Here is a 25,321-nt window from a genome sequence, read left to right as displayed (position 1 = left end):
GAGGCGTCAGCGCGCAGGCGGCTCGGCGGCGTCGGCCATCGCGGCGATCAACGAGGCGGGCCGCAGGTCAGTCCAGTTTTCGTTGACGTAGTCCAGGCACTCCACCCGCGACGCCGGTCCGTGGACGGTCGTCCATCCGGCGGGCACGGCGGCGAACTCGGGCCACAGCGAATGCTGATTCTCGGCATTGACCAGGACGAGGTAAAACCCATTCTCGTCTTCGAACGGATTGGTCACAGCGTTCTCCTGTTCCGGTCGGCGACAACACCGCACTGAGAGCAGGATAGACCAGCATTGCCCCGACGACGAGCAGTTTGCCGTCCAGACTACCCGGTTCCGGAATTCTTCGCCGGAATCGGTTCAGAAAACTGGCGGGCCGGCCCGCCGCGCGCTCAGAACGGCTTGGTCGGCAGGTATTTGCCGTCCAGGGTGATCACGGCCCGCGAACCGCCCTCGGGGTCGTCGACCTTCTTCACGTCGAGCTTGAAGTTGATGGCCGAGATGATGCCGTCGCCGAACTGCTCGTGGATGAGCGCCTTCAGCGTCGTTCCGTAGACCTGCAGGATCTCGTAGAAGCGGTAGATGGTCGGGTCGGTCGGCACCCGCTCCGGGATCGAGCCGCGGACGGGCACCGTCTGCAGCTGCAGCGCGGCGTCGCCGTCCAGGCCGAGCAGCGAGGCCACGGCCTCGGCGGACTCCTTCGGCAGCGGGTGCTGCCCGAGCACGGCGGCGGTCGTGAACACCGCCGACAGACCGGCTGCGTCGGCGATCTGCTGCCAGCTGAGGCCCTCGCGGGTCTTGGCCGCCACCGCCTTCGCGGCCAGCTCCGCGCGGACGGCCGGGTCGAACTGGGAGTGCACCATGGGAGTCCTTTCCTCGGAGGGACCGCTTGCCGCCGCGCCGCCGGGAGTTCAGCGGGACAGGACGCGCTCGTGCAGTCGCCGGACCGCCAGCCGCGCGGACTCGAACGCCCCAGCCTGCCAGGCGGTGAGGTGCGTGAGCCAGTCCCCGGCGAAGTACACCCGTCCGGCCGGTTTTCCGAGCAGCTGGTACGCCGGGGTGCCGAGCGGAGGCGTGGCCCACGCGCTTTCGAGGTGCGGCATGAGATGCCAGGCGACCGAGAACGAGTTCGCCAGTTCGGTGCGGTGCTTCGCGCCGTGAATTTTCACGCCCTGCTCCACCGCCCGCCGCACCCGCTGGTCCGGGGAGAGCTCCCCGTATTGCCGGGCGTGGTTGCCGTAGCAGTAGTTCACGAGCAGCCCGCGCGGTCCGTGAAAACCGTGCGACGGGTACCAGATGCGTTCGATGTCCAGGTCGGTGTCGGTGATCCCGCCGTAGATCCGGTAGTCGGTCTCCCACCACCGGCTGTTGTACTCCAGGCCGATCTTCGCGGCCGTGCCGAGCCGCCACTGGCCGAGCGCGGCCTGGACGTCCGCGCCGAGGTTGTGCGGTATCCGGGCCAGCACCTGCGGCGGGAGCGCGGCGACGCAGAAATCGGCGACGAGGTAGCCCTCCTTGCCGTTCGGTTCGAGGAAGGTGACGGCGACCTTGTCCGGCGCGTTGACGATCCTGGTGACCTCCGTGCCCAGCCGAAGCCGCCGCGGACCGAGCACGCGCGCCAGCGCCGCCGGGATCCGGTCCATGCCGCCGACCGGCTGGAACATCAGCATCGCCTGCTCGTAGGTGAAATCGAAGGAGAAGTACCGGCCGGCGCCGTCGGCGAGCGTCTGGGCCAACGAGGGCACCGGGCCCAGCGGCACGCCCGCCTGGTCGCCCGCGCCCGGATCGGTCGAGTAGCCGCGCCGGGACGAGCCGACGTAGCGCCTGCCCGCCGCCTTGTCCCCGATCGCGCCCCAGTCCCGCAGGAAATCGAGCAGCCGTTCCTTGTCCGTCGCGGTGAGTTCGCTGTCCAGCGCGCCCTGGTCGGTCGCCTTGGCGAGCAGTTCGCTGACATATCCGTACACGTCGGCTTTGGCGGTCCGGATCCGCTGCGGCTGCCGCATTCCGGCCGCTTCATTGAAGACGAAACCGCTCGCGTTGGCATTCGTGAAAACCTCGATCGGCACCCCGAGTTCACAGCAGTAATCGAGCGTGACCATCCATTGCGCGATCCTCGCCGGACCGGCGTTCAGATAGATTCCCTCGCTGAACGCGGCGGTTTGCTTATTTCCGCGCACATCGGTCTGCACGGTGCCGCCGCGCACGGTGAAGTTCCGGCCGCCCGGACGATCAGCCGCCTCCAGAACGGTGCAGTCGTATCCGCCCTTCGTCAGTTCGTACGCAGTCGCCAGCCCGGCAACGCCGCCGCCGAGAATCACCACTTTCGCCGCTCCGCGCCCGGTCAGCGTGAAGTCCGACCGGCGCGGCGGCTCGTAACCCGCGCTCGCGCGAGCCGTCGGAGCGAGACCCAGCGCCCCCATCGTCGCGAACATCGCGCCCGCGCCGCCCGCGGCGCCCATTGCCGAAATAAACCGCCGCCTGCTCAATCCCGGCGCCACGACAGAACCAGCCATCGGACATCTTCCCCTCTCCCCAAGAACCGCAAGACATAAGGATTTCCTCAGCGCGGCGAAGCTGCGGCGAGCCTACTGCAGATCGCGCGAGCCGCTCAATACAACATTCCGGGCAACCGGCCTGAGCCGCGCCGGGTAATAGCTTTAATCGCATTACGCCTTCCGCACCGCGGACCGTGCCGAACTTCTGTATCCGTTGCACCACCTGGCAGCCGAATTCAGCGAAAACCCGGGGAAACGCGCGTTCCCGCCTCATTCTGCGGTCGATTCCGCGTTCGCCGCCGAAGTCTCCTGCCTTTCCCGGGCGTTTCCGCCAGCGGTGGAATATGCCCGTCAGACACCGGGCCGGGCGGCAGGATAAAGTGCGGGCGGAGCGAGGGGGCGCGATGACGGCAGGCGAGGAGCAGTCCCGGTTGCGCTCGGCCGTTCTCGCACAGGCCTGGCGACGGATCCCGGACGTCGAAGTCCTTTCGGCGGGCGACGGCGGTCCGCTGACCCGCACGGTCAAGAAGATCATCGATCCGCTGGTCATCCGCACCGCGGCTCGGCCCCGCCTGGGCCGCCCGCTGCTGGATCCGGCCGCCGCGGCGGAAGCGACCGAGCTGCTGCTGGCCGATTCGGCACGGCTGCGCGCCACGGCGGCGTGGTTCACCCACCTGAAACGGCAGCGCCGGGCCCTGCGCATCACGGCGGGAAACGTCCAGGACGTGTGCTTCCCGCTCGCCTACGAACTCGCGACCGCCTTCGGCATGCCGGACGCCTCCGCGCCGGAGCGGGCCGCGTCGGCGTTGCGCGAGTGGCACGGCGAAGACGGTGCGGCCGGGGTCGATCAGTTGAGCCGGTACCTGGCAGACCCCCAGCGCACCGCCGAATTGACCGCCGAACTGCGCCGCCGCTGGCACACCACACCGCACCCGTACCCGGCGAAAGACGCCACCACGCTGCTCACCGCGGTCGTCAACGGCTTCACCGACGAGGCCTGGCAAGCACTCGCTGACTCCCCTGCCGGACACGCGTTCGGCCTCGCGTTGCGCCAGCCCGGAGGCACCGCCGCACTCGCCCGGGCCGTCCGCGAGGTTTCCGGCCTGACCGCGCCTGATCTCGGCCTTCAGCGCGGCGAATGCACCGCAGTGCCGCCGCTGAACCAGCGCGACGAAACCGGCAGCGAGCTTCTCGAACGCAGCATCGAACGCCGCGTCCGCGCCACTTTGCGCCGTCTCCCCGCCGCTGAACAGAACCCCGTCGCGAGTCTCGTCGACGGAGAACTCAGCCGCACGGCCGCCGGATTCGGGCTCGAATTACCCGTGCTGGCAACCTGTTTCGTGCTTGGCGTCTTCCTCGCACCCGCGCTGCGGCCGCTCGACGGGCCCCGGGGCGACCTCCCGGAATTCGCGCAACGGCTCAACGCTCAGGTCGCCAGAGAGGGCTACGTCCTGTACGCACGCCGAGCCCTGGCCGGTTCCACGCCCCTCACCGCGCAGCCGGACGCCGAGGTCCTGCGAGACCTGCGCGAGTTCGCCAAGCGGTTCCTCGCGCGACTGTGGGTGCGGTTGCACGGCTTCGACGTCAGCGGCGAAGCTCCGGCCGCCGCAGCCGACATCCGAGACCTCCTCACCGGAGTCGTCCGCTCGACGTCGCTCGACCTGCGGACGAAGGTGCGCCGCGCCCTCGTCGCCAGCCTGCCGCGCTTGGAGGCCGCCTCGTGACGCATCCCGTGCATACTCCAGTCGTCGCGGCGGACGGCGGCCTCATCCGGTTCGCCCTGGCCGATCTGCTCGGCGGTCCGGCGGCGTCGATGCGGATCGAACTCACCGACGCCGGCGCGGCCGAACCGTGGCTGACCAGGCTCGTCGGCGCCGAAGCCAGCTTGACCGCACTCCGCGACGGGCACGTCGACGTCCCGGCCCGGCCGGAACTGGCCCGCCTCGCGCTTCTGCTGTGGGCCCGCCGCTGGTGGCCCGCCAGCCCGGCCCTCGGCATCCCGTCGCTCGACCCGGCGCTGCTGGACTTAGAAGCGGCCGTCGCGACCACGGCGGTGGAGGACATCGCCGAAGGCTTGCTCGACGGCTTCGAGGCCAGTCCGGGAGAGCTGTTCGACGCAGCGAATGGCTTGCTCGCCGCAGGACCGGCAGCCGAGGAAACCCGGCAGCTGTGCACGCAGATTTCCACCTGGTTCGACCGTCAGGACGACCTCGAACGAGCCGAAGCCGCAGCTGACCTGGCAGCTCGGGTAGCCCCTGGCCAACGTGCGTACGCCTTGGCGGCGGGCTCCGGCCCCTCGGCGTCCAGCGAGGGCGTCCTCGCCGCGGGAAGCGCCAGTGTCGATTGGGCCCGGGTGCCGCCCGGCGTTCTGGACGCCGCGGACGACACCGTGACCTGGCGAATCGTCGCGACCAGGACCGCCGCACGGCTCGAGGTCGAAGTGGCGGGCGCGCTCGACGACGCGTCCCTCACCGCCGTCGCGACCCACGACGGCGAGCCTTTCGCTGAAGCCGCCCTGCACCTCGGCAGCGCAGGATTCGCCGGAACCGCGGACCTGGACGAAGCCGGGACCAGACTGGCGGCGACGTCCCCCGACCGGATCGGTCTCGTCGTCGGCGCGACAGACCCGGACGTCAACGGAACCACGGCGGAAGACCGGGCCGAGGTGGTCTCCCTGATACGAGCCCGCGAAGCGCTGCCGCCCGCCGCCCGGACCTTGGCCGAGCGAGCCGTCGCCGACGAGGAGTTCTGACGTGCTCGCCGGGTTCCCGCCGCCGCTCGAGCCGCCGGACCGGCCGCCGCCCCCGGAACTCGCCGACGCGGTTTCGCACGGCTACAACTGTCGTTGCGTCGCAAGGCATTTCGGCCTCGACCCGGCGGCTTACCAGGAACTGGCCGCATGTGCGCTGACCGACGCCGAGTACCAGGATCTGCTCGCCGAAGCCTTCACCGTCCAAGCAGAGGCCAAGCAACTCGCTGTGGCGCGGGATGTCGCCGGTGCGCAGCGGGCTTACGCACGGATGCGGCAGCTCGCCCAGCAACTCGACCGCGTCAGTCTCGAAGTCGCCGCCGTCAGCGATCTGGCCACCGTCTGCTACTCCGCCGGCGATCTCCGCAACGCGCGCCAGTGCGCGGAAGCCGTGCTCACCGTCTTCGCCGTGAGCACCGCCGCCATCGTCCACTTCGGACAGTACGCCGAACTCCGGATGATCGAGGGATCGCGCGAGGTAGCGGAACGCGTCCTCATCTCACTGTCCACTGAGGAGGGTTACCTCGGCCGGGCGCGTGAGCTGCTCGCCGATCAGCGACGTCGCGCGGCGTTCCGGAAGGCGGCCGAACCTGGCCAGTTCCCGCGCGAGCAGCTCGACCCGCACGGTGCCGACGACCTGGAGCTGCGCATCCTCGAAGTACGCGTGCAGGTGGCCGCCGGGGATCCGGCCGGAGCGCGCGACGCGATCGACGCGATCCTGACCAACCTGGACCGCCTCGCCGACATCGACGAGGTCCGCGTCCAGGTGGAAGCGCTGCGGGCGATGGCACGGGCCGAACGCGCCCGCATCCGCCAGGCAGGCGGCGAGGAAGCAGACGCGACGGCGGACCTGCTGCGGCTCACCGCCCGCGGCGATGGTCCGGCGGCGGCGAAATTCGCCATCGGACTGGCCGAAACCCGCGCGCTCGACGGCGATTTCCCCGGTGCGATCGCGACGATCGTCAAGGCCCGGGACGAACTCGCCGCCGCCGGAGCGACCGGAGACGTCGCCGAGGCAAGTTACGCACTGGGCACGTTGCTGCTGCTCGCTGGCGAGGTCGCGCAAGCGCGAGACCAGTTCGAACACGCGGGAAAGCTGTGGGCGGCGAACGGAGACACCCCGGGCGCGCGTCGGCTCGCGTCGGCGCTGGCTCGCTGTGCGGCGGCCGAGGGCGACTGGCCGTCCGCGGAGGAACACGTGGCCGATCTCCAGGCGGCGGCCCGCGAATCGGGCGAATGGCTGGAGTGCCTGCGCGCCGATTACCTGTCGGCCACGATCGGCTACGCACGCGGCGTCGACCCGCGCGCGGTGCTGGACCTGCTGCTCCCGGCAGCCCTCGCCGCACAGGAGTACCGGTTCGCCTTCGCCTCGGCGCAGGCGCGCACCGCGTGGGCGAACGGCGTCGCGGGCCCGGCGACGGAACTGCTGATGGTCCTGCTGACCCAGCTCGGCGAAACGCGCCTGACAGCGGAGCTGGTCGAACGTGCCTGCGCGGTCGGCGCGTACCCGGAGGACCGCTCCCTGAACCTGACCGGCGAACTCCCCGCGCTGGCGACGCCGCCCGCCGAGACCGATCAGCTTCCGTTGGCAGCGCTGGGTTCGGTCACCTCGTCGCTCCCGCTCCGGCTCGCGCCGCCGCCCGGCCTGCGCTGGTCGCCGTCCTCGCCGATGGAGCTGGACGCTTGGTCCCGGCTGGCCGACGAACGGTACGGGTGCGGCTCGGCAACGGGGACGGTCGAGACCTGGCCTGCCGCCGAACCCGGCCGCGAGACGTTCATCCTGCGCTACGCCGACGCCGGGCACACCTACCTCAGCTGGCGCACCACGAGCGATCTCGACACCGTCCACACGCACCCGATCGACGCCGATCTCGTCGACACCGCACGCGGATTTCTCGCCGAGGCATCGCCGACGCCGCGGGAAGGCGAACGGGTCGCCGACGCTGTCCGACGGTCGCTCGACGCCTTCTCCGCCGGAGAACAACGCCTCGCCCGCGTCCTCGCGCTCAACCTCCTGCCCGCCGACCTCGTCGCGCGACTCCGGCAAGCCACGCGTCCCCTGCTGCGAATCCAGCCGTCCCCGGCGCTTGCCGCAGTCCCGTGGGGCCTGCTCGCCCTGCCGGACCGACGCCCGGACCACGTGCTCGACGCCGACGAGGTCGACACCTGCTTCGACAGCGACCTCCGGATCCTCGACCTCGCCGACGTCTCCCTCCTCGCCCCCGCCGGAATCCCGCGCCGCGAGCCGGCCCCCGCCGGACCGCCTGTCTACCTGCTCGATCCGCGGATCCCCGGCCAGAGCGCGTTCGGCGAACTGGGTTCCGTGCTGGGCAAGCAAGACGCGACTTCACCGCTGATCCGCCACCTCGACGCCCAACTCGCCACCGGCCCCGTCCGCCCCGCCGCCGCGCGCGGCCTGGACCTGGTTCGCCGAACGGACACCGACCGGCGGCTTCTCGCCGAACTGCTGGCCGAACCCTGTTCGCGGCTGGTGTTCGCGGGGCACGTCAGCCGCATCCAGGACGTCCACGGCGCGCAGACCGCGCTCCATCTGTCCTGTTCGGCCGACCTGCCCGGCACGGCCGCCCCGATCGGCGCGCACCGGCCGTTCACCGCCGCCGACCTGGCACTGTCCGAAGTGGACATGCCCGCGCGGGTCGCGCTGATCGGTTGCGCGAGCGCGAGCGACTTCGGCCTACCCGAACCGTTCGGCGTGCTGCTCGCCGCCGTCGCGTCCGGGGCCGGGCTCGTGGCCGCGACGGTGTGGGCGCTGCCGACGTCGGCCGCGGTGCCCGGCGCGGATCCGATGGCCGAACTGATCATCGCCGTCGACACCGCGCTGGCCGGGCCGGATCCGGTCGCGGACCTGTGCGCGTGGCAGCGGAACCAGCTCGCCCGCTGGCGCGAACAGCCCGAGCCCGCGCGTTCCCCGGTCTTCTGGGCAGCTCTGACCTGCCTCGACGCCACCGACGACGCCAAAACCTGGGTTCGGTAGCACCCCGCCCGCCTGAAGCTGTGTCCAGCACACCGGCACAGCGAAAGGCACCTCATGTTCAAGAAGATCCGCGACAAGATCAACGAGGCCACCCAGCAGGGCATGGCCCGCGGCGCACAGGATTTCCAGCAGCACGCCGAGCAGTTCCGGCAGGCGGCCGCCGCGCAGGGGCACGACATCACCCCGCAGCTGCCGACTCCGCAGCTGGCCGCGCAGGCGTTCCGCACCGCCGCGGCCGACCCGGAGACGGCGGCCTTCATGGCGCTGCCGATGCAGGAGCAGCTGCGCCAGCAGCAGGAACTCCAGGCCTACGGCACCGAACTGCGCCGGCTCTACGACACCGGCGAGAAGGCCACCCTCGTGATCCGCGCGCTGGAGCCGACCGGGCGCACGGTCGCCGGGCAGGCGCAGTACACCGCGACGCTGGAGGTCACCCGCGCCGACGGAATGATGTACCGGACAGTCACTCCGCTGATCACCCCGCAGGCGACGATCCAGCAGTACGCGCCCGGGACCCGGCACGAAGCCCGCCTCGACCCCGCCGATCCGGCCAAGGTCGCCGTGTTCGGCCCGATCGCGTAGGCGGCCCCGGTGTTCAGCTTGTTCGCGTTCGGCATGTCGGACGATCCTGAAGAGACCCGGGCGTCGAGCAGGCGGCTGTGGCTGCTCGGCCTTCCCGCGACGCTCGCCTGGGCGGTCGCCGGATGGTCGGGCGCGCTCGGGCTGCTGGACGGCTTCCGGCTGATGTCGCTGAACCGCGTCGGCGCGTGGGGGGCCGACGCGGGTCCGGCGGGGTCGCTCGTGCTGTTCTTCAGCCTGTCGGTCACGGTGGCTTCGTCGCTCGGCTTCGCGATGCTGTGGGGCGGCGGAATGTCGTTGCGCCGCATGGGCATCAGCTTCCGGGCCAGCTCGCTGGCCGCGGCACTCGGGGTGACGCTGGGCAGCGGCGTGGCGGCACCGTCGTGGACGCCGCCGGAATCCGTGGGCGAGCGGCTGGCCTTTCTCGACGGCAAGGCCGAGCCGTGGTCCGATGCGGACTGGGTCGTCTACTACGAGCCGTTCCTGGTGCCCGCCGTGGCCGGGCTCATCGCGCTGGTCCTGATCGTGGTGCTGCTGCGGTCGTTCCTTCGCGCGGCCGAGGCGGACGACCGCGAGCAGGCGCTGCTCCGCTCCGGCCGTCAGGTGACGGGTTTTCTCACCCGCGTGGACTTCACGAACGTCTGGATCATGGGGAACCCGCGATTCGCCGTCACCGTGCGGTTTCCCACCGAGACCGGCGAACGCGAGGTCGTGACGACCATGATCACGTCGCTGTTCCAAGCCCCTTCGCAGGGTTCGGCGGTGAAGGTCCGCTACGACCCGACGGATCCGAAAGCCGTTCTGGTGGAACCGATTTCCCTCTGACCGCTTCAAGGGAGCACTTCCATGGCCGCCATTCGCGGTTTCCTGACCGGCCTGGCGATCGGAGCCGCCCTGTGCTCGCTCGTCGTCGGGGTCATCGTCGAGAGTGTTCCGCTGTTCGCGGCCGGGCTGGGAATTCCGCTCGGCTACGGCATTCTCGTCTACCTCGGCGGCATGCCGCGGCGCGCCCGCGAGGCGGCGGTGCCACCGATCGTGGCGCTCGCGCGGATCGAAAGCCTGCGCGCCGGCGGCACCGAAACGGGCGATCTCCCGGTCGAGTTCATCCTCACGGTCGCGCCGGACGGGGCACCGTCCCATCGCGTAGCGGCGAGCCACACCGTCAACCTGGTCGATCTTCCCAGCTACCGCAAGGGCGACGTCCTCGTGGTCAGCTACCGGCAGGAACGGCCGTGGAAGGTCCAGATCGTCTCCAATCCTTCGCCGGAATGGCAGCGCCGGGCGGCCGACGCGGTCATCGAACCCGCCGCTGAGTCCACTTTGGTCAGCTCGCCGCCGGAAGGCTGCGTGGCCGGTCTCCTGACCTTGCTCGGCCTGCTGCTCGGCGCGGGCGCCGTCCTCGGGCTCTTCCGCGCCGAACTGTTCGCCCCGGACACGAGCACACCGCCGCCTCCCGCGGCCTCCGAGGTGACCTCTTCGGGCTCCGCGACGGTCGACGTCGGCCCGGACCAGTCCATGCTGGACGAGGGAGAACTGCGCCGCGCCGTCGACGGGCTGGCCCAGAGCGTTGACGTCTCGCAGACACTCACCGCCGTCGTCCAGGAACACCGGCTGACAGTCGTCCTCGCGCCGACCGGAGTCCAGGTCCCGCGCTTCGATCTCCGCACCCTGCCCGTCGACCAAATTCCCGGCCTGGTCCGGAAAGCCTTGCGCACCATCGACGTCGGCACCCCACAGACCTGGCAGGTCACCGTCGTCCAGCTGCCGACGGCGCGCACCATCCGCGTCACCGTCACCGGACCCCACGGCAGCGGCTCACTCGCCGGATGATCAGCCCGCCAAACCCAGCGACGCCCCGAGCAGCAACAGTCCCTTGGCAGTCCGCGGATCCGCGCCGGTCAGGTTCGCGATCCGCGACAGGCGATTGTCCACTGTGTTCGGATGAACGTGCAGCTTCCGCGCGGTCTCCCGGCGGTTGAAGTCAGTCTCGAAATACGTCCGGAGCGTCGTCGTCAGATCAGGCTCCCCACCCAGCCGCTCCGCCAGCGCACGCAGCTGAGGCGTCGCCGCACTGTCGTGATTCAGCTGGTACTCGAAAAGATGATCTGCCAGCACCGCAACGGTATCGGCGACCGTATTCAACCGCAGCAACCTCTCCGCCTCCGCCACCGCCGCCGGGATCTCCGACAGGTCCGCCGCGTGAGCGTAGGCACCGGTGATCCCCACCCCCGTCGTCTGATGCGCCCGCGGAACAGCTTGCCGGGCCTCGATCAGCGCCGCCTCGCGGCTGTCCGACGGAAGCAGCAACAGCCCGCCATCCGGGTCCAAGGCGGCCAGCACGTCTCCGGACAGCTCCCGGCGCAGGTGCTGCAACAGCAACCGCGCCTTCCGCTGTCCGGCCAGATGGCGACCGACCGCGTCGCCGACTGAATCGGCCGGGTCCGCGGCGAAGCGCAGGGCCAGCACGCCGTATGCCGGAGCAAGCCGGACGTCGGCCGGTTCCGGCACGAACTCCCCCGCCGCCAGCCGCCGGACCAGGGCCCGCGCCGCCTCGCGCTGTTCGTGGTCCGCGGTCTGGAATTCCTTCTGGTGCGCCTGCACCGCCGCGTTCAGCACCTGGTGCAGGCACTTCAGCAGCACGGTGGTCGTCTCGGCGGGCGGCGACCCGCCGGACAGGTCCTGGATCTCCGCCCACATCTCCTCGGCCGCCAGCAGGTAAGCGTGCATGAACTCGCTGACCGGCAGCCCCTCCGCGCCCCGTTCCCGGCCGCGCCGGCGGAACAGCTCCAGCTCGTCCTCGCGCAGCTCGCCGTCTTCCTGGACGGCGCGCGCGAACATCCGGCCGAACTCGCGGCAGGTGTGCGCCATGTGCAGGTGCAGGTGTGCGGGCGCCTGGCCCCGGTAGTGCGGCGAGGTCTCGACGTACCGGCGGATCGTCCGCTCGCCCGTCTTCGGCAGCCGGTGCTCGAAGCTGCGCCACGACAGTTGTGACATATCACAGCACGGTAGCCGAAAACCTGGGCAATGTGCGCTACCAGCTGGAGAGGCCAGCGGCGACAGTTGGGGTTGTGTCCATGACCGCGATCACAGGAGGCCCCGGACCCATGCGCTGCGAGCCGCTGTTCCGCCCGAAATCGGTCGCCGTGGTCGGCGTGTCCGCGACCACCGCGCTGTCCTGGGGACGGATCGCGCTCGACCGGTTGCTGCGCGGCGGCTACGGCGGCGAGGTCTTCGCGGTCTCGCGCGGCCCGCTCGACCTGCCCGGCGTGCGGACAGTCGGCTCGCTCGCCGAGATCGGCTACGGCCCCGATCTCGTGGTCCTCGCGACCCCGGCGGAAACGGTCCCGGGGCTGGTCAGGCAGGCGCGCGAACTCGGCTCCGGCGCGGTCATCGTCTTCGCGGCGGGCTTCGCCGAGGGCGGCAACACCGCGTTGGAGGACGAACTGCGCGAGGCAGCCGGAGACCTGCCGGTGCTGGGCCCGAACTGCCTCGGCGTGGTGAGCCATCCAGCTGGGGTGCAGTTGTCGACGACCGTCTTCCTCGACCGCGAACGCGTCCCGCCAGGCCCGCTCGCGATCGTCACGCAAAGCGGCGCGATGGGCTTCGTGCTCGCTGACCTGCTCGAACAGGCCGGAATCGGCTACTCGTACTACGCGAGTGTCGGGAACGAAGCCTGCCTGTCCAGCCACGAAATCGGCAGCCACCTGCTCGACCAGCCCGACGTCGAGGTCCTCGTGCTCTACCTCGAAGGCGTGCGCGACGCGGACGGTCTCCGCGAACTCGGCCGCCAGGCGAGAGCGGCGGGCAAGACCGTGGTGGCCCTCGCGGTGGGCAGCAGCGCCGCCGGTCGGCAGGCCGCGTTGTCGCACACCGCGGCCGTCGCCGGTGACCACTTCCTGCTCGCCTCGCTGTGCCGCCAAGAGGGCATTCACCTGGTCACGGACGACGATCAGCTCGTCGACGCCGTGCTCTGCGCCCGCAAAGGCACGACGCTGCCACCAGCACCACGACTGGCGGTGCTCACGATGTCCGGCGGCGCGGGCGGCATCCTCGCCGACAACCTCACCGCGCTGGGCGTCCGGATCCCGCCGTTGTCCGGCGCGACCCGCGCGAAGCTCGCCGAGGTCGGCGGTGTCGAAGCGGCGGACGACAACCCGGTCGATCTCGGCGGCAACATCGACCGCTGGCTCGACCGGGTCGGGGATCTGCTCGGCGCGCTCGACGAAGACCCGGAGCTGGACGGCGTCGTGCTCTACCTGACGTTCGGCGACCGGTTCCGGGAGGCGTATCACCGGCTGGCCGCGGCTGCCGCTGCGATGCGGACGCCGACGTGGTTCATCTGGGCATGTGCGCCGCCTGGTGAGCTGGCGAGCGTCGGACGGCCGGACACTGTGTTGCCCAGCATCGGCGCTCTCGTGCGACGGCTTCGGGTGCTGGTCCCCGACCAGGTCCCGGAGCCCGCGCAGCGTCTTGCCGCCGACGACCGTCCAGTGTGGACAGAACTGCGGGCGATTCCGTTGCTGGAGGACGCTGGCATCGCGCACATCGACACCGTCGCCGGGACCGATCTCGCCGCTGCGGTTCGCCAAAAAGGCTGGCCGGAACCGTATGTGGTGAAGGGCGATGCCGCCGATGTGCCACACCGGGCCCGCGCTGGGCTCGTCCGCGTCGGTGTCACCGCGGCCGAACTGCCTGCGGTGTTAGCGACGCTCCAGGCCCGGCTGGACGAGGTCTCCACCGACCCGGACCGCACGCTCGTCGTGCAACCTCTGCTGCCGCACACCGCCGAGCTAGCCCTCGGCGCGACGCGGGATCCGTTGTACGGCACCGCGATCGTCCTCGGCGCGGGCGGCGACCGTGCCGAAGACCCCACCGCACCCCGTCGCGCGCTGCTGCTCCCGGCGACCCCGGAGCAGCGGGCCGAACTGGCGGAATGGGCCGGCGACGTCCTCGCCGCCCCGGTCCCCGGCGTCGCCGCCGCGATCGACGGGCTCGTCCGCATCCTCGGCGACCACCCGGAATTCGCCGAAGCCGACCTCAACCCGCTCTGCGTCACCGGCGACGAACTGGTCGCTGTCGACGCGCTGTTCACCGAGACTCTTCAGGAGGCATCCCGTGACTGACCTGCTCGACTACGTGGACAAAGTCTGGCGAGGCGAGGCCGACACCCGCGTCTACCACACCGGCGCGCTGCGCAAGGACGGTCTGCACGAACTGGCCGAGGGCGTCTGGATGTGGCCGGCGTTCGGCAACGTCTTCCTCTTCCCGACCGCCGACGGCCTGTTCTGCTTCGACACCGGCGAACGCCGCACCGCCAAAGACCTCTTCGGCGCGACCCGGGCCCGCACCGATGCCCCGCTGCACACCGCCGTCTACTCGCACGGCCACATCGACCACGTTTTCGGCGTCGGCCCGTTCGATCTTGAAGCCGAAGAACGCGGCTGGCGGCGCCCGTCGGTGCTGGCTCACGAAAACACGCCGCCGCGTTTCGAGCGCTACGAGCGCACCCGCGGCTACAACACGGTGATCAACCAGCGGCAGTTCCAGTCGCCCGGCTTCCGCTGGCCGGACCGGTACCGCCACCCCGACCTCACCTACCGCGACACCACCACGCTGCGGATCGGCGACCTCGACGTCCGGCTGAAACACGGCCGCGGCGAGACGGACGACGCGACGATCGCATGGCTGCCCGACCGGAAAATCCTGTGCTGCGGCGACTTCTTCATCTGGTCCTCCCCCAACCCGGGCAACCCGCAGAAGGTCCAGCGCTACGCCGCCGAGTGGGCGCAGGCGCTGCGCTGGATGGCCGGGCTGGGCGCGGAACTGCTGCTGCCCGGCCACGGCGTGCCGATCGTCGGCGCCGACCGGATCCGGACCGCGCTGTCCGACACCGCCGAGTTCCTCGAAACCCTGCACGACCAGACCGTGGACGCGATGAACGCGGGAGCCACGCTCGACGAGGTGGTGCACGGAGTCACCGCGCCTGCCGAACTGCTGGCCAAGCCGTATCTGAAACCGTCCTACGACGAGCCGGAATTCGTCGTCCGCAACGTCTGGCGGCTCTACGGCGGCTGGTACGACGGCAATCCGGCCAACCTCAAGCCCGCCCGCCGCGCGGAGCTGTCGCGCGAACTCGCCGACCTGTCCGGCGGCTCCGACCGGCTGGCCGCGCGGGCCCGGGAACTGCTCGCCGCCGGGGAACACCGGCTGGCCGGGCACTTCGCCCAGCTGGCCGTGGACGCGGCCCCGGACGACGAGACCGCGCACACCGCCCGCGCGGAAGTCTTTACCGCACTGGAGAAAGCCGCGACCTCGACGATGGCGAAGGGCGTCTACGCCTGGGCCGCCGCCGAATCCCAAGCCGTGCTGGACGGCACCGACCGCGCCGAGCAGCTGCGCACCCGCACCGCGGGCCGCACCCGCTGGGCTTTCTGACCCGCGACCACCCCGTCCGACAACGACGTTGAAATGGGGACCCCACGATGAACGCTCCCGCCCTCCCCGCCGAAACCGCCGCCCGCAAGCGCACCCGCGGCACCAGCGCCCGCGGCTGGGTCGTCACCGGGCTGCTGCTGGTGTTCATGCTGATCAACTTCGCGGACAAGGCCGTGCTGGGTCTCGCCGCGAAACCGCTGATGCACGATCTCGGCCTGACGCCCGAGGCGTACGGCCTGATCAGCAGCGGGTTCTACTTCCTGTTCAGCATTTCGGCGATCGTGGTCGGCTTCGTGTCGAACCGGGTGCCGACCAAGTGGATCCTGCTGGTGCTGGGCGTCGTCTGGGCGCTGACCCAGGCCCCGATGCTCGGCACCGTCGGGTTCGGCGCGGTGCTGGTCAGCCGGATCGTCCTCGGCGCGGCCGAAGGACCGGCGAATCCGCTGGCCATGCACGCGGCGTACAAGTGGTTCCCCAACGAGAAACGCGGCTTGCCCAGCGCGTTGCTGAACGCGGGTTCCGGCATCGGGGTGGCGCTGGCGTCGCCGCTGCTGACGGCGCTGATCGTCGGCTACGGCTGGCGGTGGGCGTTCTTCGCGCTGCTCGTCGTCGGCCTGGTGTGGTCGTTGCTGTGGGCGATCTTCGGACGGGAGGGCAAGGTCGCCGGAACCGCGTCCGTGCACGCGGACGAGGTCAAGACCGAAGCGGACGAACCCCGCGTGCCCTACCGCCGGATCCTCCTGAGCGGCACGTGGCTCGGCGGTTTCCTGGCCGGTTTCGCCGCGTATTGGGCGCTTTCCGTGCTGGTCGCGTGGGTGCCGCACTACCTCGAGACGGCGTTGCACTACAGCACGGTGACCACCGGGACGCTGGTCGCATTGCCGTGGATCGCGTCGGTCGTGTTCAACCTCGCCCAAGGCGCGCTCAGCGACCGCCTGATGCGGCGCGGGGTTTCAAGCCGGGTCGCCCGCGGTGTGCTCGGTGGCATCGCGGTGCTGATCTCCGGTCTCGCGATGCTGCTGTTCCCGCACACCGGAGGCTGGTTCCAGATCGCGTTGCTGACCGTCGCGTTCAGCCTCGGCGGGGTCGTGTTCGCGCTCGGTGTCACGATGAACGCCGAGATCAGCCCGACCCGGCAGCGCGGCGCGGTGCTGTCCATCAGCGTCGGCCTGGTCACCACCGCCGGACTGCTCGCGCCGTACCTCACCGGACGGCTGATCCAGGCCGCTTCGTCGCCCGAGGGCGGCTTCACGCTCGCCTTCACGATCAGCGGCCTGCTGTCCATTGTGGGCGGCCTGCTCGCGATGTTCTTCGTCAACCCGGACCGCACCGCGCGGCGGCTCGGACTCCGCACCGAGGTGGTCGGCTGATGCCTTTCCAGGACACTAAAAACCCGCTCTACGGCACCGGCGAGATCACCGAGGTCGCGCCCGGCGTCCGCTCGATCGGCCTGCAGGGCAACAGCCTGGCGGTGGAAACCCCCTCGGGTCTTGTCGTGGTCGACACCGGCCCGTCGCCGGACCTCGTCGCGCCAGTCCTGGACCAGCTCAGCGAACCGGTGCGCTGGATCGTCTACAGCCACGGCCATCTCGGCTACAACTACGGCGTACCCGGGTTTTTCAACTACGCGGCCGCCCACGGCGAACGCCGCCCGACCGTGGTCGCGCACGAGAACGTCGTCCGGCGCTACCGGCGGTATCTGGAGACCGCCGGGTTGCAGAACCACATCAACACCCGGCAATTCCGCCGCCCGATGGCCGACCTGACGGCCCCGCCGCCGATCACCTTCCCCGACCAGACCTACCGGGAAGCGATGACCCTCGCCCCGGACGTCCGGCTGCTGTGGGCCCCGTCCGAAACCGACGACGTGACCGCCGTGTGGCTGCCGTCCCAGCGGGTTCTGTACGGAAGCGCGGCAGTGATCAACGGCATCCCCAACATCGGGACGCCCATGCGAACCATGCGCGACACCGTCCGGTGGGCGGACACTTTGGACCGCCTCGCCGCGCTGAACCCGGCCGTACTGGTGCCGGAGTTCGGCCCGGTCGTCCGCGAGGACCCGGTCCGGCAGCTCACCATGACCGCCGCCGCCCTCCGATGGCTGCGGAGCGCGGTCGTGGACCGGCTCAACCAAGGCGCGCGGGTGGACGACATCGTGCACGATCTCCGGTACCCGGCCGAGCTGTTCGACGTGCCGTGGATGCGCGAGCATTACGGGCACCGGGAGTACATCGTCCGCGACATCGTTCGCTCGGAAACCGGCTGGTGGGACGGAAATCCGACGACCCTGCACCCGTCCCGCCCGGACACGGCGGCCGCTGCCCGGGCCGAAGCGATCACGGACAAGCAGGCGGTGCTCGACCAGGCGGAGCGGCTGCGCGCGGACGGGCGGGTGCAGGAGGCGTTGCACGTGATCGATTTGCTGGCGCTCGCGCCTGGGGACGACCCGCTGGTCAAGCGGGCGCGGGCGGTGAAGGAGGAACTGTGCGCGGTGCGGGCGGCGGAGGCCAGTAGTTACGTGTCGCGGAGCTTTTACCGCAGCGGCTGGTGACGCCGCAGAGATCCGGTCGCGGTTCGCGTCGGCCGCCTGATCCCGGCGGCTCCGCACCATGACCGGCCGCCAAACGCTGCCCCGCCCGGCCCGCGATGCAGATGTTCGTGAGGGGAACCCTGAGGGAATCTGATTCCCTCAGGGTTCCCCTCACGAACCGTTGCCGGAGCGTCACTTCGCGGGCAGCACCTTTGTCCAGGTCAGTTCCAGCCGCTCCGGCCCCCGCTGCCGCCGCGCGCTCAGCCACGGCACCTCGGCCGCGTCCACCGCCAGCGACAGATCCGGGAACCGGGCCAGCAGCGTGCCCAGCGCGACCTGCAGTTCCAGCCGCGCCATCTGGGCGCCCAGGCAGTGGTGCGGGCCGTGGCCGAAGCCGACGTGGTGGTTGCGCGGGCGGGCCAGGTTGAGGTCCTCCGGGCACTCGAACACGGTCGCGTCGCGGTTGGCGCCGTCCACGTCGGCGAACACCGCCTCGCCCTTGCGGATCAGCTGGCCGCCGATTTCGACGTCCTCGCTGGCGATGTGCGCGAAACTGGCGCTCGCGCTGAGCGGCACGAACCGCAGCAGTTCCTCGACCGCCGACGGCATCAGGCTGGGATCCGAGCGCAGGCGGGCCAGCTGGTCCGGGTTCGTCAGCAGGGTGTAGAGCAGGTTGGAGATGTGGTTCGCGGTCGTCTCGTGGCCGACGGCCAGGATTCCGCCGGACAGGTCGATCAGCTCGCCCTCGGTCAGCCTGCCCTCGTCGTCGCGGGCCCGCACCAGCGCGCCGATCAGGTCGTCGGTGGGGGTTTCCCGGCGCTCGGCGACCAGACCGGCGATGTACCCCCACAGTTCGCGCTGCGCGGTCATGATCGCGGTGTGGTCCGAACCGTCGCCGCTGAGCATCAGCATGGTGTCGGTCCAGGTGTGCACCTTCTCGCGATCCTCCTGCGGCACCCCGAGAAGCTCGCACAACGCGGTGATCGGCAGCGGGATCGAGAACGACGACACCAGGTCCACCGGCGGGCCCTGCTCGATCATCCGGTCGATCAGGCCGTCGGTGATCTCCTGCACGCGCGGGCGCAGCGTTTCCACCCGTTTCGGCGTGAACGCGGCCGCGACCAGCCGGCGCAGCCGGGAGTGCATCGGCGGGTCCATGGTGATGATCGAGCTTTCGCTCTCGATCGCCTCGGTCCCGCGCGGCGCGTCCTTCCCGACGGTCAGGCTGCGCATCAGCCTGCGGTCCACCAGCACGGCCCGCACGTCTTCGTACCGCGTCGCCAGCCACGCCTCGCCGCCGTACGGCAGCCGCACGCGGCTCATCCCCCGCTGCTCGCGCATCTGGCCGTACCGGGCGTCGACCGCCAGCGCCGACGGTTCGAACGGGTACGGGCACACTTCAGTGTTCACGACGAACTCCCAAGTCCGGTAACGGTTTCCACGATCGGTTCTGCCACGGATTCCAGCCACGCCCCGACGGCCGACGCCGTGCTCTCCGCGTCCTCGGCGACGATGCTGAAATGGTCCCCGGGCACGGTTTCCACGCGGTCGGCTCGCGACCACGTCGTCTGCCACGCCGTCCCCGCCACGTCCCCGAAGCTGCGGGCGGAGCGCAGCAGCACCGAGGGGACCCGGATGTCCGGCGGTCCCGCCGCGGCGAGGAGACCGAGGTAGCGGCCCATGGCGGTCAGTTGCGCCCGGTCGAACCCGCCGCCGTCCTCGCGGGACAGCACTTCCCCGGCCATCGCGTGGACGGCGTCTTCGGCCGGGCCGCCCATCTCGTAGGTGTCCAGCAGGCACAAGCCCGCCGGAGCACGGCCGGTGCGGGCCAATTCCGCCGCCACGGCTTCGGCCAGCAGGCCGCCGGACGAATACCCCAGGAGTGCGAAGGGTTCGTCGTCGGCTGCTTCGCGGGCCTGGTCGGCGAGGGTTGCGACGAGCGTGGTGAGGTCGGCCGGAAGCCGTTCGTCCGCAGTGAAACCGGGCAGGGACAGCACTGAGACGCGCCGGTCGCCGCGGAATGGTGCGGCCAAGCGTCCATATTGGACAACGCCGGTCATCGCGGCCGGTGAAGGCACGCACAGCAGCGTGGGACGCTGTGCTCCCTCGGCCAGCCGTACCGGCCGAGATGCCCTCGCCGTGCTGAACGACTCGCGCAGATTCGCCGCAGCCCCAAGCAAGGCGACACCTTCCGGCACTCGGCCCGCGGCAACCGCCTCGGCGAATAGCCGCGCGACCGGATCTGTTGGCGTCAAGGCAGAAGACTCAGCTGGAGTGTCCGAAAAGGACTCGTTCAGGAATTCGGCCAGGTCCGCGACCGTCGGATGGTCGAACACGAGGGTCGCGCTGAGAGTCAGGCCGGTCAGTTCAGCGAGCCGGTTGCGCACCTGGACCGCCGTGAGCGAGTCGAACCCGAGATCCGGCAGCGCGCGGCTGGGTTCGAGGGTCTCGCTGTGCCCGAGCACCGCCGCGACCTGCGCGCCGACCAGTTCCGCCAACCTCTCCCGGCGTTCGGCCGGTGGAGTACGACGCAGCCGACCGGCGGCGGAACCACCTGCGCGCCGGGTCGCCCGCACGTGGCCGCGGAGCAGCGGCGGGACGTCGTCGCCACGCCACGCGTCGAGCCGCAGCGGGGCCAGTACCGGCGCTGGATCGGCGAGGGCCGCGTCGAACAGCGCCAACCCCGCTTCAGCGGTAAGACCGCCGGTGCGCTCGTCGGAGTTCCACAGGCCCCAGGCCAGCGACTGAGCGGGCAGTCCCAGGCTGCAGCGGTGCTGGGCGAGTGCGTCGAGGAACGCGTTCGCCGCCGCGTAGTTCGCTTGGCCCGGCGCGCCGAGAATGCCCGCCGCGGAAGAGAACAGGACGAACTTTTCCACGTCACCCGCGAGTTCGTGCAGGTTCCACGCGGCGGCGGCTTTGGCCTCGAACACCGCGTCGACCTGGTCCGCGCTCAGCGAAGTGAGCATCCCGTCGGCCAGCACTCCCGCCGCGTGCACGATCGCGGTGACCGGGTGCGCGGTCAGCAGCGCGGCGACGGCGGATCGATCGGTGAGATCGCAGACCGCCACTTCGGCCTCCGCACCGAGCACGGCCAGTTCGGCGGCGAGGCCGTCCCCGCCCCGGCCGGTCCGGCTCGCCAGCACCAGCTTCCGCACGTCGTGCTCGCGCACCAGATGTTCGGCCACCAACCGGCCAAGCTGCCCGGTCCCGCCGGTGATCAGCACCGGACCCGGGCCCCACTCCGCGCTGTCAGCGGCTTCGACGGCGACCAAACGCGGGGCGAAAGTCTGATGGTCACGCACGACGATGGCTGGCTCGCGCACGGCGGCTATCAGCTCCTCAGACGGTGGCGCGTCCGTGTCCAGGTGCGTGATCCTTCCGGGGTGTTCGGTCTGCGCGGAGCGGACCAGCCCGGCGACCGCCGCACCGGCCAGGTCCACCGGTTCGCCGGGGAGCCCGGCCGCGTGGCGGGTGATCACCACGATCCGCCGGTCGTCCGCGAGCGCCGTGCGCAACGCGCCGAGAATCCGGTGGACTTCCTGCTGTGCCGCCGCAGCATCGGATCCCGGCGATACCGCCAAGGTTTGGACGCCCTCGTTTTGTGCGTCGGGAAGAACGCATTCAGTCCATTCCGGACGGAGCAACGACCCGGAGCGAGGAGCCCGCCGCACGCCGGTGACCGGCCGCAACGCCAGCGAACCGATCGTGGCCACCGGATTGCCCGAACAGTCCGACAAGGACAGCGAGACCGTATTCTCCCCCAGCGGTTTCACCCGCACTCGAAGCTCGGAGCTGCCGGGCGACCACAAGTCCACTTCGGACCACGAGTACGGCAGCAGCGTCCCCGCACCGGCCGCCGGACCGAGACCGATAGCGTGCAGCGCCGAATCGGCGAGCCCCGGATGCAGGCCGAACTCGGCGGCATCCAGCACCGCGGACTCCGGCAGGGCGACTTCAGCGAACACCTCGTCCCCGCACCGCCAAGCGGTCTTCAGGCCTTGGAACAACGGACCGTATTCGACGCCACGCTCGGCGAGCAGCTCGTACATCCCGTCGAGATCGATTTCCTCAGCCCCGGCAGGCGGCCAAACCGGACCGGTCTCCGGTGCCGGTCCAGCCGGAGCCAGCGCACCGTCGGCGTGCCGCACCCAGGGCGCGTCGCCCGTCTGCGCATGGATGCTCAACGGACGCACCCCGGCTTCATCAGGCCCACCGACGCGGACCTGAACCCGGACTCCGTCGCCGTCCAGCACCAACGGCGCGTGCACGGTCAGCTCGCGAACCCGCGTGTCTCCCGACTCCTCACCGGCGCGCAGCGCAAGTTCCAAGAATCCGGTGCCGGGAAACAGCACCGAGCCGCCGACGGCGTGTCCGGCCAGCCAAGGCTGCGCGGCGACCGAAATCCGGCCGTGCAGCAGGAATCCGTCGCCGTCGGCGAGCGGAACCGCGGCCCCCAGCAACGGGTGCCCGGCAGCTTCGAGCCCGGTCGCGGACAGGTCGCCCGCCTCGTCCGACGCGGACAGCCAGTAGCGTTCCCGCTGGAAGGCGTAGGTCGGCAGGTCCACCAACCTCGCTTCGCGCGGCGCGAGAACCGCGGCCCAGTCCAGGGATACACCGTCAGCATGCAGCGCCCCGATCGCCTCGGCGATGGCGACGTCCTCAGCCACCCCCCGGCGCAGCGCGGAGACGGCCAGCGGAGCGTCCGGGAGCAGCGCCGTGAGCGGCCCGTCCGCGCCAAGTTCGAGAAACCGGGTGACGCCCTGGCTCTCCAGCGTGCGGACCGCATCGCCGAACCGGACGGCGCGGCGGATGTTGCGGACCCAGTAGTCCGCGTCGAAGGATTCGATCGGCTCGCCAGTCACGGTGGAGACGATCGGCAGCGTGGGTTCGGCGTACGTCATCCGCGCCGCGATCGCGCGGAACGGCTCCAGCACCGGGTCCATCAGCCGCGAATGGCAGGCCACCGAGACCGCCAGCCGCTTGGTGCGCCGCCCCGCAGCGGAGAACCCGGCGACGACGGCCAGCACCGCCGCTTCTTCCCCGGAGACGACGACCGCTCGCGGACCGTTGACGGCCGCGACATCGACCGCCTCCGCTGCGATGACCGCTCGCGGACCGTCGACCGCCGGGACGTCGACCGCTTCCCCGGACGCGACGGCCACTCGCGGATCGTTAACGGCCGCGACGTCGGCCGATTCCCCGGACGCGACAACCACTCGCGGATCGTTAACGGCCGCCACATCGACCGCTTCTCCCGAGGCGACAACCGCTCGGGCACCGTTCACCGCCGCCACATCGACCGCGTCCCGGGAGACGACCGCTCTCGGATCGTGGGCGGCCGCGACATCGGCCGCTGCCCTGGTGACGATCGCTCTCGAGCCGTCGACCGCGGCCACCTCGACCGTTTCCCCGGCGACCTCCTCCGGCTCCGCCTCGATCGCCGCCATTGCTCCGCGCGGCTGGGCCTGCATCAGCGTGGCCCGCGCGACGACCAGCTCCGCCGCGTCCGCGAGCGTCAGCACTCCCGCGCAATGCGCGGCCGCGAGCTCGCCGCCGGAGTGTCCGCAAAGGACGTCCGGCTGCAGCTGCCACGATTCGGCCAGCCGGAACAACGCGACCTCGACCGCGAACAACCCCGCCTGGCTGTACCGGAACTCGTCGAGCGCGCCGCCGATCGCTTCCCGCAGCGGACGGTCCAGGTGCCGGTCGAGTTCCGCACAAGCAGCGGCGTAAGCAGCAGCGAACACCGGATACGCGGCGGCCAGTTCCTCGCCCATGCCCGTCCGCTGCGAACCGGCGCCCGAGAACAGGAACGCCAGCGGCCCCTCGCCGCGCACCGCTCTGGCGGACGGTTCGTCCAACCCGGCCAGCAGCTCGTCCCGATCGCGCGCGACGACCACCGTGCGATGCTCCAGGTGCGTGCGCCCGGTCGCGAGCGTCCAAGCGACATCCGCCGGACGGACATCCGGCTCCTCGCGCAGCCGCTCGGCCAGCCGGTCCGCCTGCGCCCGCAGGGCCGCCGGATCGCGCCCGCTGAGCACCACCGGCACCGCCACCCCGTCGCCCGCAGCGGGCTCCGCGGGTGCGGGAGCTTCCTCCACCACGACGTGAGCGTTCGTCCCGCTGAGCCCGAAACTCGACACGGCACCCCGACGCGGCCGAGTCCCGCGCGGCCACGGCGTCGCCTCGGTCAGCAGCTCGACTTCGCCGGCAGACCATTCGATCCGGCTGCTGGGCGCGTCCACGTGCAAGGTCTTGGGCAGCAGTTCGTGCCGCAACGCGAGCCCCAGCTTCAACAGCCCAGCGACCCCGGACGCGGCCTGCGCGTGCCCGAGATTGGACTTCAACGACCCGAGCCGCAGCGGACCCCCGCCGCCTCGGTCCGCACCGTAGGTGGCCAGAAGCGCTTGCGCCTCAATGGGATCCCCGAGCGGCGTGGCAGTCCCGTGCGCCTCCACGACGTCGATCTGCGCGGCGGACAACCGGGCCGACGCCAGCGCCTGCTTGATAACCCGGCGCTGCGCCGGGCCGTTCGGCGCGGTGATGCCGTTGGACGCGCCGTCGGAGTTGACCGCGCTCCCGCGAAGCACCGCCAGGATCGGACGTCCGGACCGGCGTGCGTCGGAAAGCCGTTGCAGCACCAGCATTACACAGCCCTCGGACCACGCCGTTCCGTCCGCGGACTCGGCGAAGCTCCGGCACCGCGCGCCGCGCGACAATGTGCCGTCCTTGCTGAACTCGACGAACGTGCGCGGCGTCGACATCACCGTCGCCCCGCCCGCGAGCGCGAGCTCGCACTCCCCCGCGCGCAGCGCCTGCGCCGCCAGATGCACGGTGACCAGCGAGGACGAACAGGCCGTGTCCACCGTGATCGCCGGGCCTTGCAAGCCGAACGTGTAGGCGACCCGGCCGGACACCATCCCGGACGCGCCGAAACTGCCCGGATAGTCGTGGTACATCACGCCGGTGAACACGCCGGTCCGGCTGCCGCCCAGCGACCGCGGCGGAATTCCGGCCCGTTCCAGGGATTCCCAGCCGGTCTCCAGCAGGAGCCGCAGCTGCGGGTCCATCAGGAGAGCGTCGCGCGGGCTGATCCCGAAGAGCCCGGCGTCGAACTCCCCGGCACCGGTCAGGAATCCGCCTTCCCGCACGGAAATCGACCCCGGCCGGACCCCTTCGGGATCGTAAAGCCGCTCGACGTCCCAGCCCCTATCGTCCGGGAACCCGCCGATCGCGTCGCCGCCGTCCGAGAGGAGCCGCCACAGCTGCTCCGGCGTCTCGATCCCGCCCGGTAGCCGGCATCCCGCGCCGACGACCGCGACCGGTTCCGCTCCCGCGGCCGCTCCGAGCAGCCGCCGGTTCTCGTCTTTGAGCCGATGATTCTCCTTCAGCGACGTACGCAATGCGGCGACCAGGGTGCGTTCGGACTCGCTCAACGGCCCCCCAGGGCTAGATGTGCGGCGTGACCAGTCCGACATTACGCACCAACCGGATCACTGCCACCCCCTAGATAATGGGCCCCGGTAGCCGGTTCTCCC

The 25,321-nt window shown here is 70.9% G+C and carries 16 protein-coding genes; 10 read left to right on the top strand and 6 right to left on the bottom strand.

Annotation, left to right across the window (positions count from 1 at the left end):
- Positions 1-6: 6 nt before the first annotated feature.
- From AB5I40_RS02060 to AB5I40_RS02050, 3 genes are all read right to left on the bottom strand, one after another.
- Positions 7-237: an MbtH family protein gene (locus tag AB5I40_RS02060; protein WP_370936704.1), complete on the bottom strand. Its 231-nt coding sequence runs from the start codon at positions 235-237 to the stop codon at positions 7-9.
- Between the two features lie 155 nt (positions 238-392).
- Positions 393-860 (bottom strand): cyanase, encoded by a 468-nt coding sequence (cynS, locus tag AB5I40_RS02055; protein ID WP_370940438.1) that lies wholly within the window; start codon positions 858-860, stop codon positions 393-395.
- Positions 861-911: 51 nt separating this feature from the next.
- Positions 912-2,513 (bottom strand): flavin monoamine oxidase family protein, encoded by a 1,602-nt coding sequence (locus AB5I40_RS02050; RefSeq protein ID WP_370936703.1) that lies wholly within the window; start codon positions 2,511-2,513, stop codon positions 912-914.
- 386 nt (positions 2,514-2,899) lie between these two features.
- Here AB5I40_RS02050 and AB5I40_RS02045 point away from each other — a divergent pair, with 386 nt between their 5' ends.
- From AB5I40_RS02045 to AB5I40_RS02020, 6 genes are read left to right on the top strand one after another with little or no spacing between them, the layout of a single operon-like run.
- Positions 2,900-4,219, top strand: coding sequence for a hypothetical protein (locus tag AB5I40_RS02045; RefSeq protein ID WP_370936702.1), 1,320 nt, complete (start codon positions 2,900-2,902; stop codon positions 4,217-4,219).
- Positions 4,216-5,247, top strand: a complete 1,032-nt coding sequence (locus AB5I40_RS02040) for a hypothetical protein (protein ID WP_370936701.1) — start codon at positions 4,216-4,218, stop codon at positions 5,245-5,247. Before AB5I40_RS02045 ends, AB5I40_RS02040 begins: the two co-directional genes overlap by 4 nt.
- A 1-nt stretch (position 5,248) precedes the next feature.
- Entirely contained in the window at positions 5,249-8,239 is a 2,991-nt protein-coding gene (locus AB5I40_RS02035) for a hypothetical protein (protein WP_370936700.1), read from the top strand.
- A 54-nt stretch (positions 8,240-8,293) separates the two neighbouring features.
- Positions 8,294-8,821: a hypothetical protein gene (locus AB5I40_RS02030; RefSeq protein WP_370936699.1), complete on the top strand. Its 528-nt coding sequence runs from the start codon at positions 8,294-8,296 to the stop codon at positions 8,819-8,821.
- Between the two features lie 9 nt (positions 8,822-8,830).
- A complete protein-coding gene (locus AB5I40_RS02025) occupies positions 8,831-9,643 on the top strand; it encodes a DUF3592 domain-containing protein (RefSeq protein ID WP_370936698.1) in 813 nt (270 codons plus the stop codon).
- 21 nt (positions 9,644-9,664) lie between these two features.
- A complete protein-coding gene (locus tag AB5I40_RS02020) occupies positions 9,665-10,648 on the top strand; it encodes a hypothetical protein (RefSeq protein ID WP_370936697.1) in 984 nt (327 codons plus the stop codon).
- Here AB5I40_RS02020 and AB5I40_RS02015 read toward each other — a convergent pair whose 3' ends face one another.
- The gene (locus AB5I40_RS02015; RefSeq protein ID WP_370936696.1) at positions 10,649-11,812 is read right to left on the bottom strand and encodes a PucR family transcriptional regulator; all 1,164 of its coding nucleotides are present in this window, start codon (positions 11,810-11,812) and stop codon (positions 10,649-10,651) included.
- Positions 11,813-11,892: 80 nt separating this feature from the next.
- On the opposite strand from AB5I40_RS02015, the gene AB5I40_RS02010 reads away from it, so the two are divergent.
- Genes AB5I40_RS02010 through AB5I40_RS01995 form a run of 4 tightly spaced genes read left to right on the top strand, consistent with a single transcriptional unit; the run spans position 11,893 to position 17,804 of the window.
- Positions 11,893-13,941: an acetate--CoA ligase family protein gene (locus AB5I40_RS02010; RefSeq protein ID WP_370936695.1), complete on the top strand. Its 2,049-nt coding sequence runs from the start codon at positions 11,893-11,895 to the stop codon at positions 13,939-13,941.
- Entirely contained in the window at positions 13,934-15,253 is a 1,320-nt protein-coding gene (locus AB5I40_RS02005; RefSeq protein WP_370936694.1) for an alkyl sulfatase dimerization domain-containing protein, read from the top strand. The genes AB5I40_RS02010 and AB5I40_RS02005 overlap by 8 nt, the downstream gene beginning before the upstream one ends.
- 47 nt (positions 15,254-15,300) lie before the next feature.
- Entirely contained in the window at positions 15,301-16,623 is a 1,323-nt protein-coding gene (locus AB5I40_RS02000; protein ID WP_370936693.1) for an MFS transporter, read from the top strand.
- On the top strand, positions 16,623-17,804 hold the full coding sequence (locus tag AB5I40_RS01995) for an alkyl sulfatase dimerization domain-containing protein (protein ID WP_370936692.1): 1,182 nt from the start codon (positions 16,623-16,625) through the stop codon (positions 17,802-17,804). Before AB5I40_RS02000 ends, AB5I40_RS01995 begins: the two co-directional genes overlap by 1 nt.
- A gap of 171 nt (positions 17,805-17,975) precedes the next feature.
- Here the strand turns inward: AB5I40_RS01995 and AB5I40_RS01990 are convergent, their stop codons facing one another.
- Together AB5I40_RS01990 and AB5I40_RS01985 are read right to left on the bottom strand one after the other, a co-directional pair.
- Positions 17,976-19,193, bottom strand: coding sequence for a cytochrome P450 (locus tag AB5I40_RS01990; protein ID WP_370936691.1), 1,218 nt, complete (start codon positions 19,191-19,193; stop codon positions 17,976-17,978).
- On the bottom strand, positions 19,190-25,219 hold the full coding sequence (locus tag AB5I40_RS01985; protein ID WP_370936690.1) for an SDR family NAD(P)-dependent oxidoreductase: 6,030 nt from the start codon (positions 25,217-25,219) through the stop codon (positions 19,190-19,192). Before AB5I40_RS01985 ends, AB5I40_RS01990 begins: the two co-directional genes overlap by 4 nt.
- Positions 25,220-25,321 lie beyond the last annotated feature (102 nt).

Origin of the sequence: Amycolatopsis sp. cg13 (assembly GCF_041346965.1) — a bacterium.
Classification (GTDB): Bacteria; Actinomycetota; Actinomycetes; order Mycobacteriales; family Pseudonocardiaceae; genus Amycolatopsis.
Note: the sequence above shows the minus strand (reverse complement) of the source record. Positions and strands in the feature narration are given on the sequence as shown.

Coding starts and splice junctions, on each gene's coding strand:
- AB5I40_RS02030 (WP_370936699.1), top strand. CDS start 8,294: ATGTTCAAGAAGATCCGCGACAAGATCAACGAGGCCACCCAGCAGGGC.
- AB5I40_RS02010 (WP_370936695.1), top strand. CDS start 11,893: ATGACCGCGATCACAGGAGGCCCCGGACCCATGCGCTGCGAGCCGCTG.
- AB5I40_RS02045 (WP_370936702.1), top strand. CDS start 2,900: ATGACGGCAGGCGAGGAGCAGTCCCGGTTGCGCTCGGCCGTTCTCGCA.
- AB5I40_RS02050 (WP_370936703.1), bottom strand. CDS start 2,513: ATGGCTGGTTCTGTCGTGGCGCCGGGATTGAGCAGGCGGCGGTTTATT.
- AB5I40_RS02000 (WP_370936693.1), top strand. CDS start 15,301: ATGAACGCTCCCGCCCTCCCCGCCGAAACCGCCGCCCGCAAGCGCACC.
- AB5I40_RS02020 (WP_370936697.1), top strand. CDS start 9,665: ATGGCCGCCATTCGCGGTTTCCTGACCGGCCTGGCGATCGGAGCCGCC.
- AB5I40_RS02015 (WP_370936696.1), bottom strand. CDS start 11,812: ATGTCACAACTGTCGTGGCGCAGCTTCGAGCACCGGCTGCCGAAGACG.
- AB5I40_RS01995 (WP_370936692.1), top strand. CDS start 16,623: ATGCCTTTCCAGGACACTAAAAACCCGCTCTACGGCACCGGCGAGATC.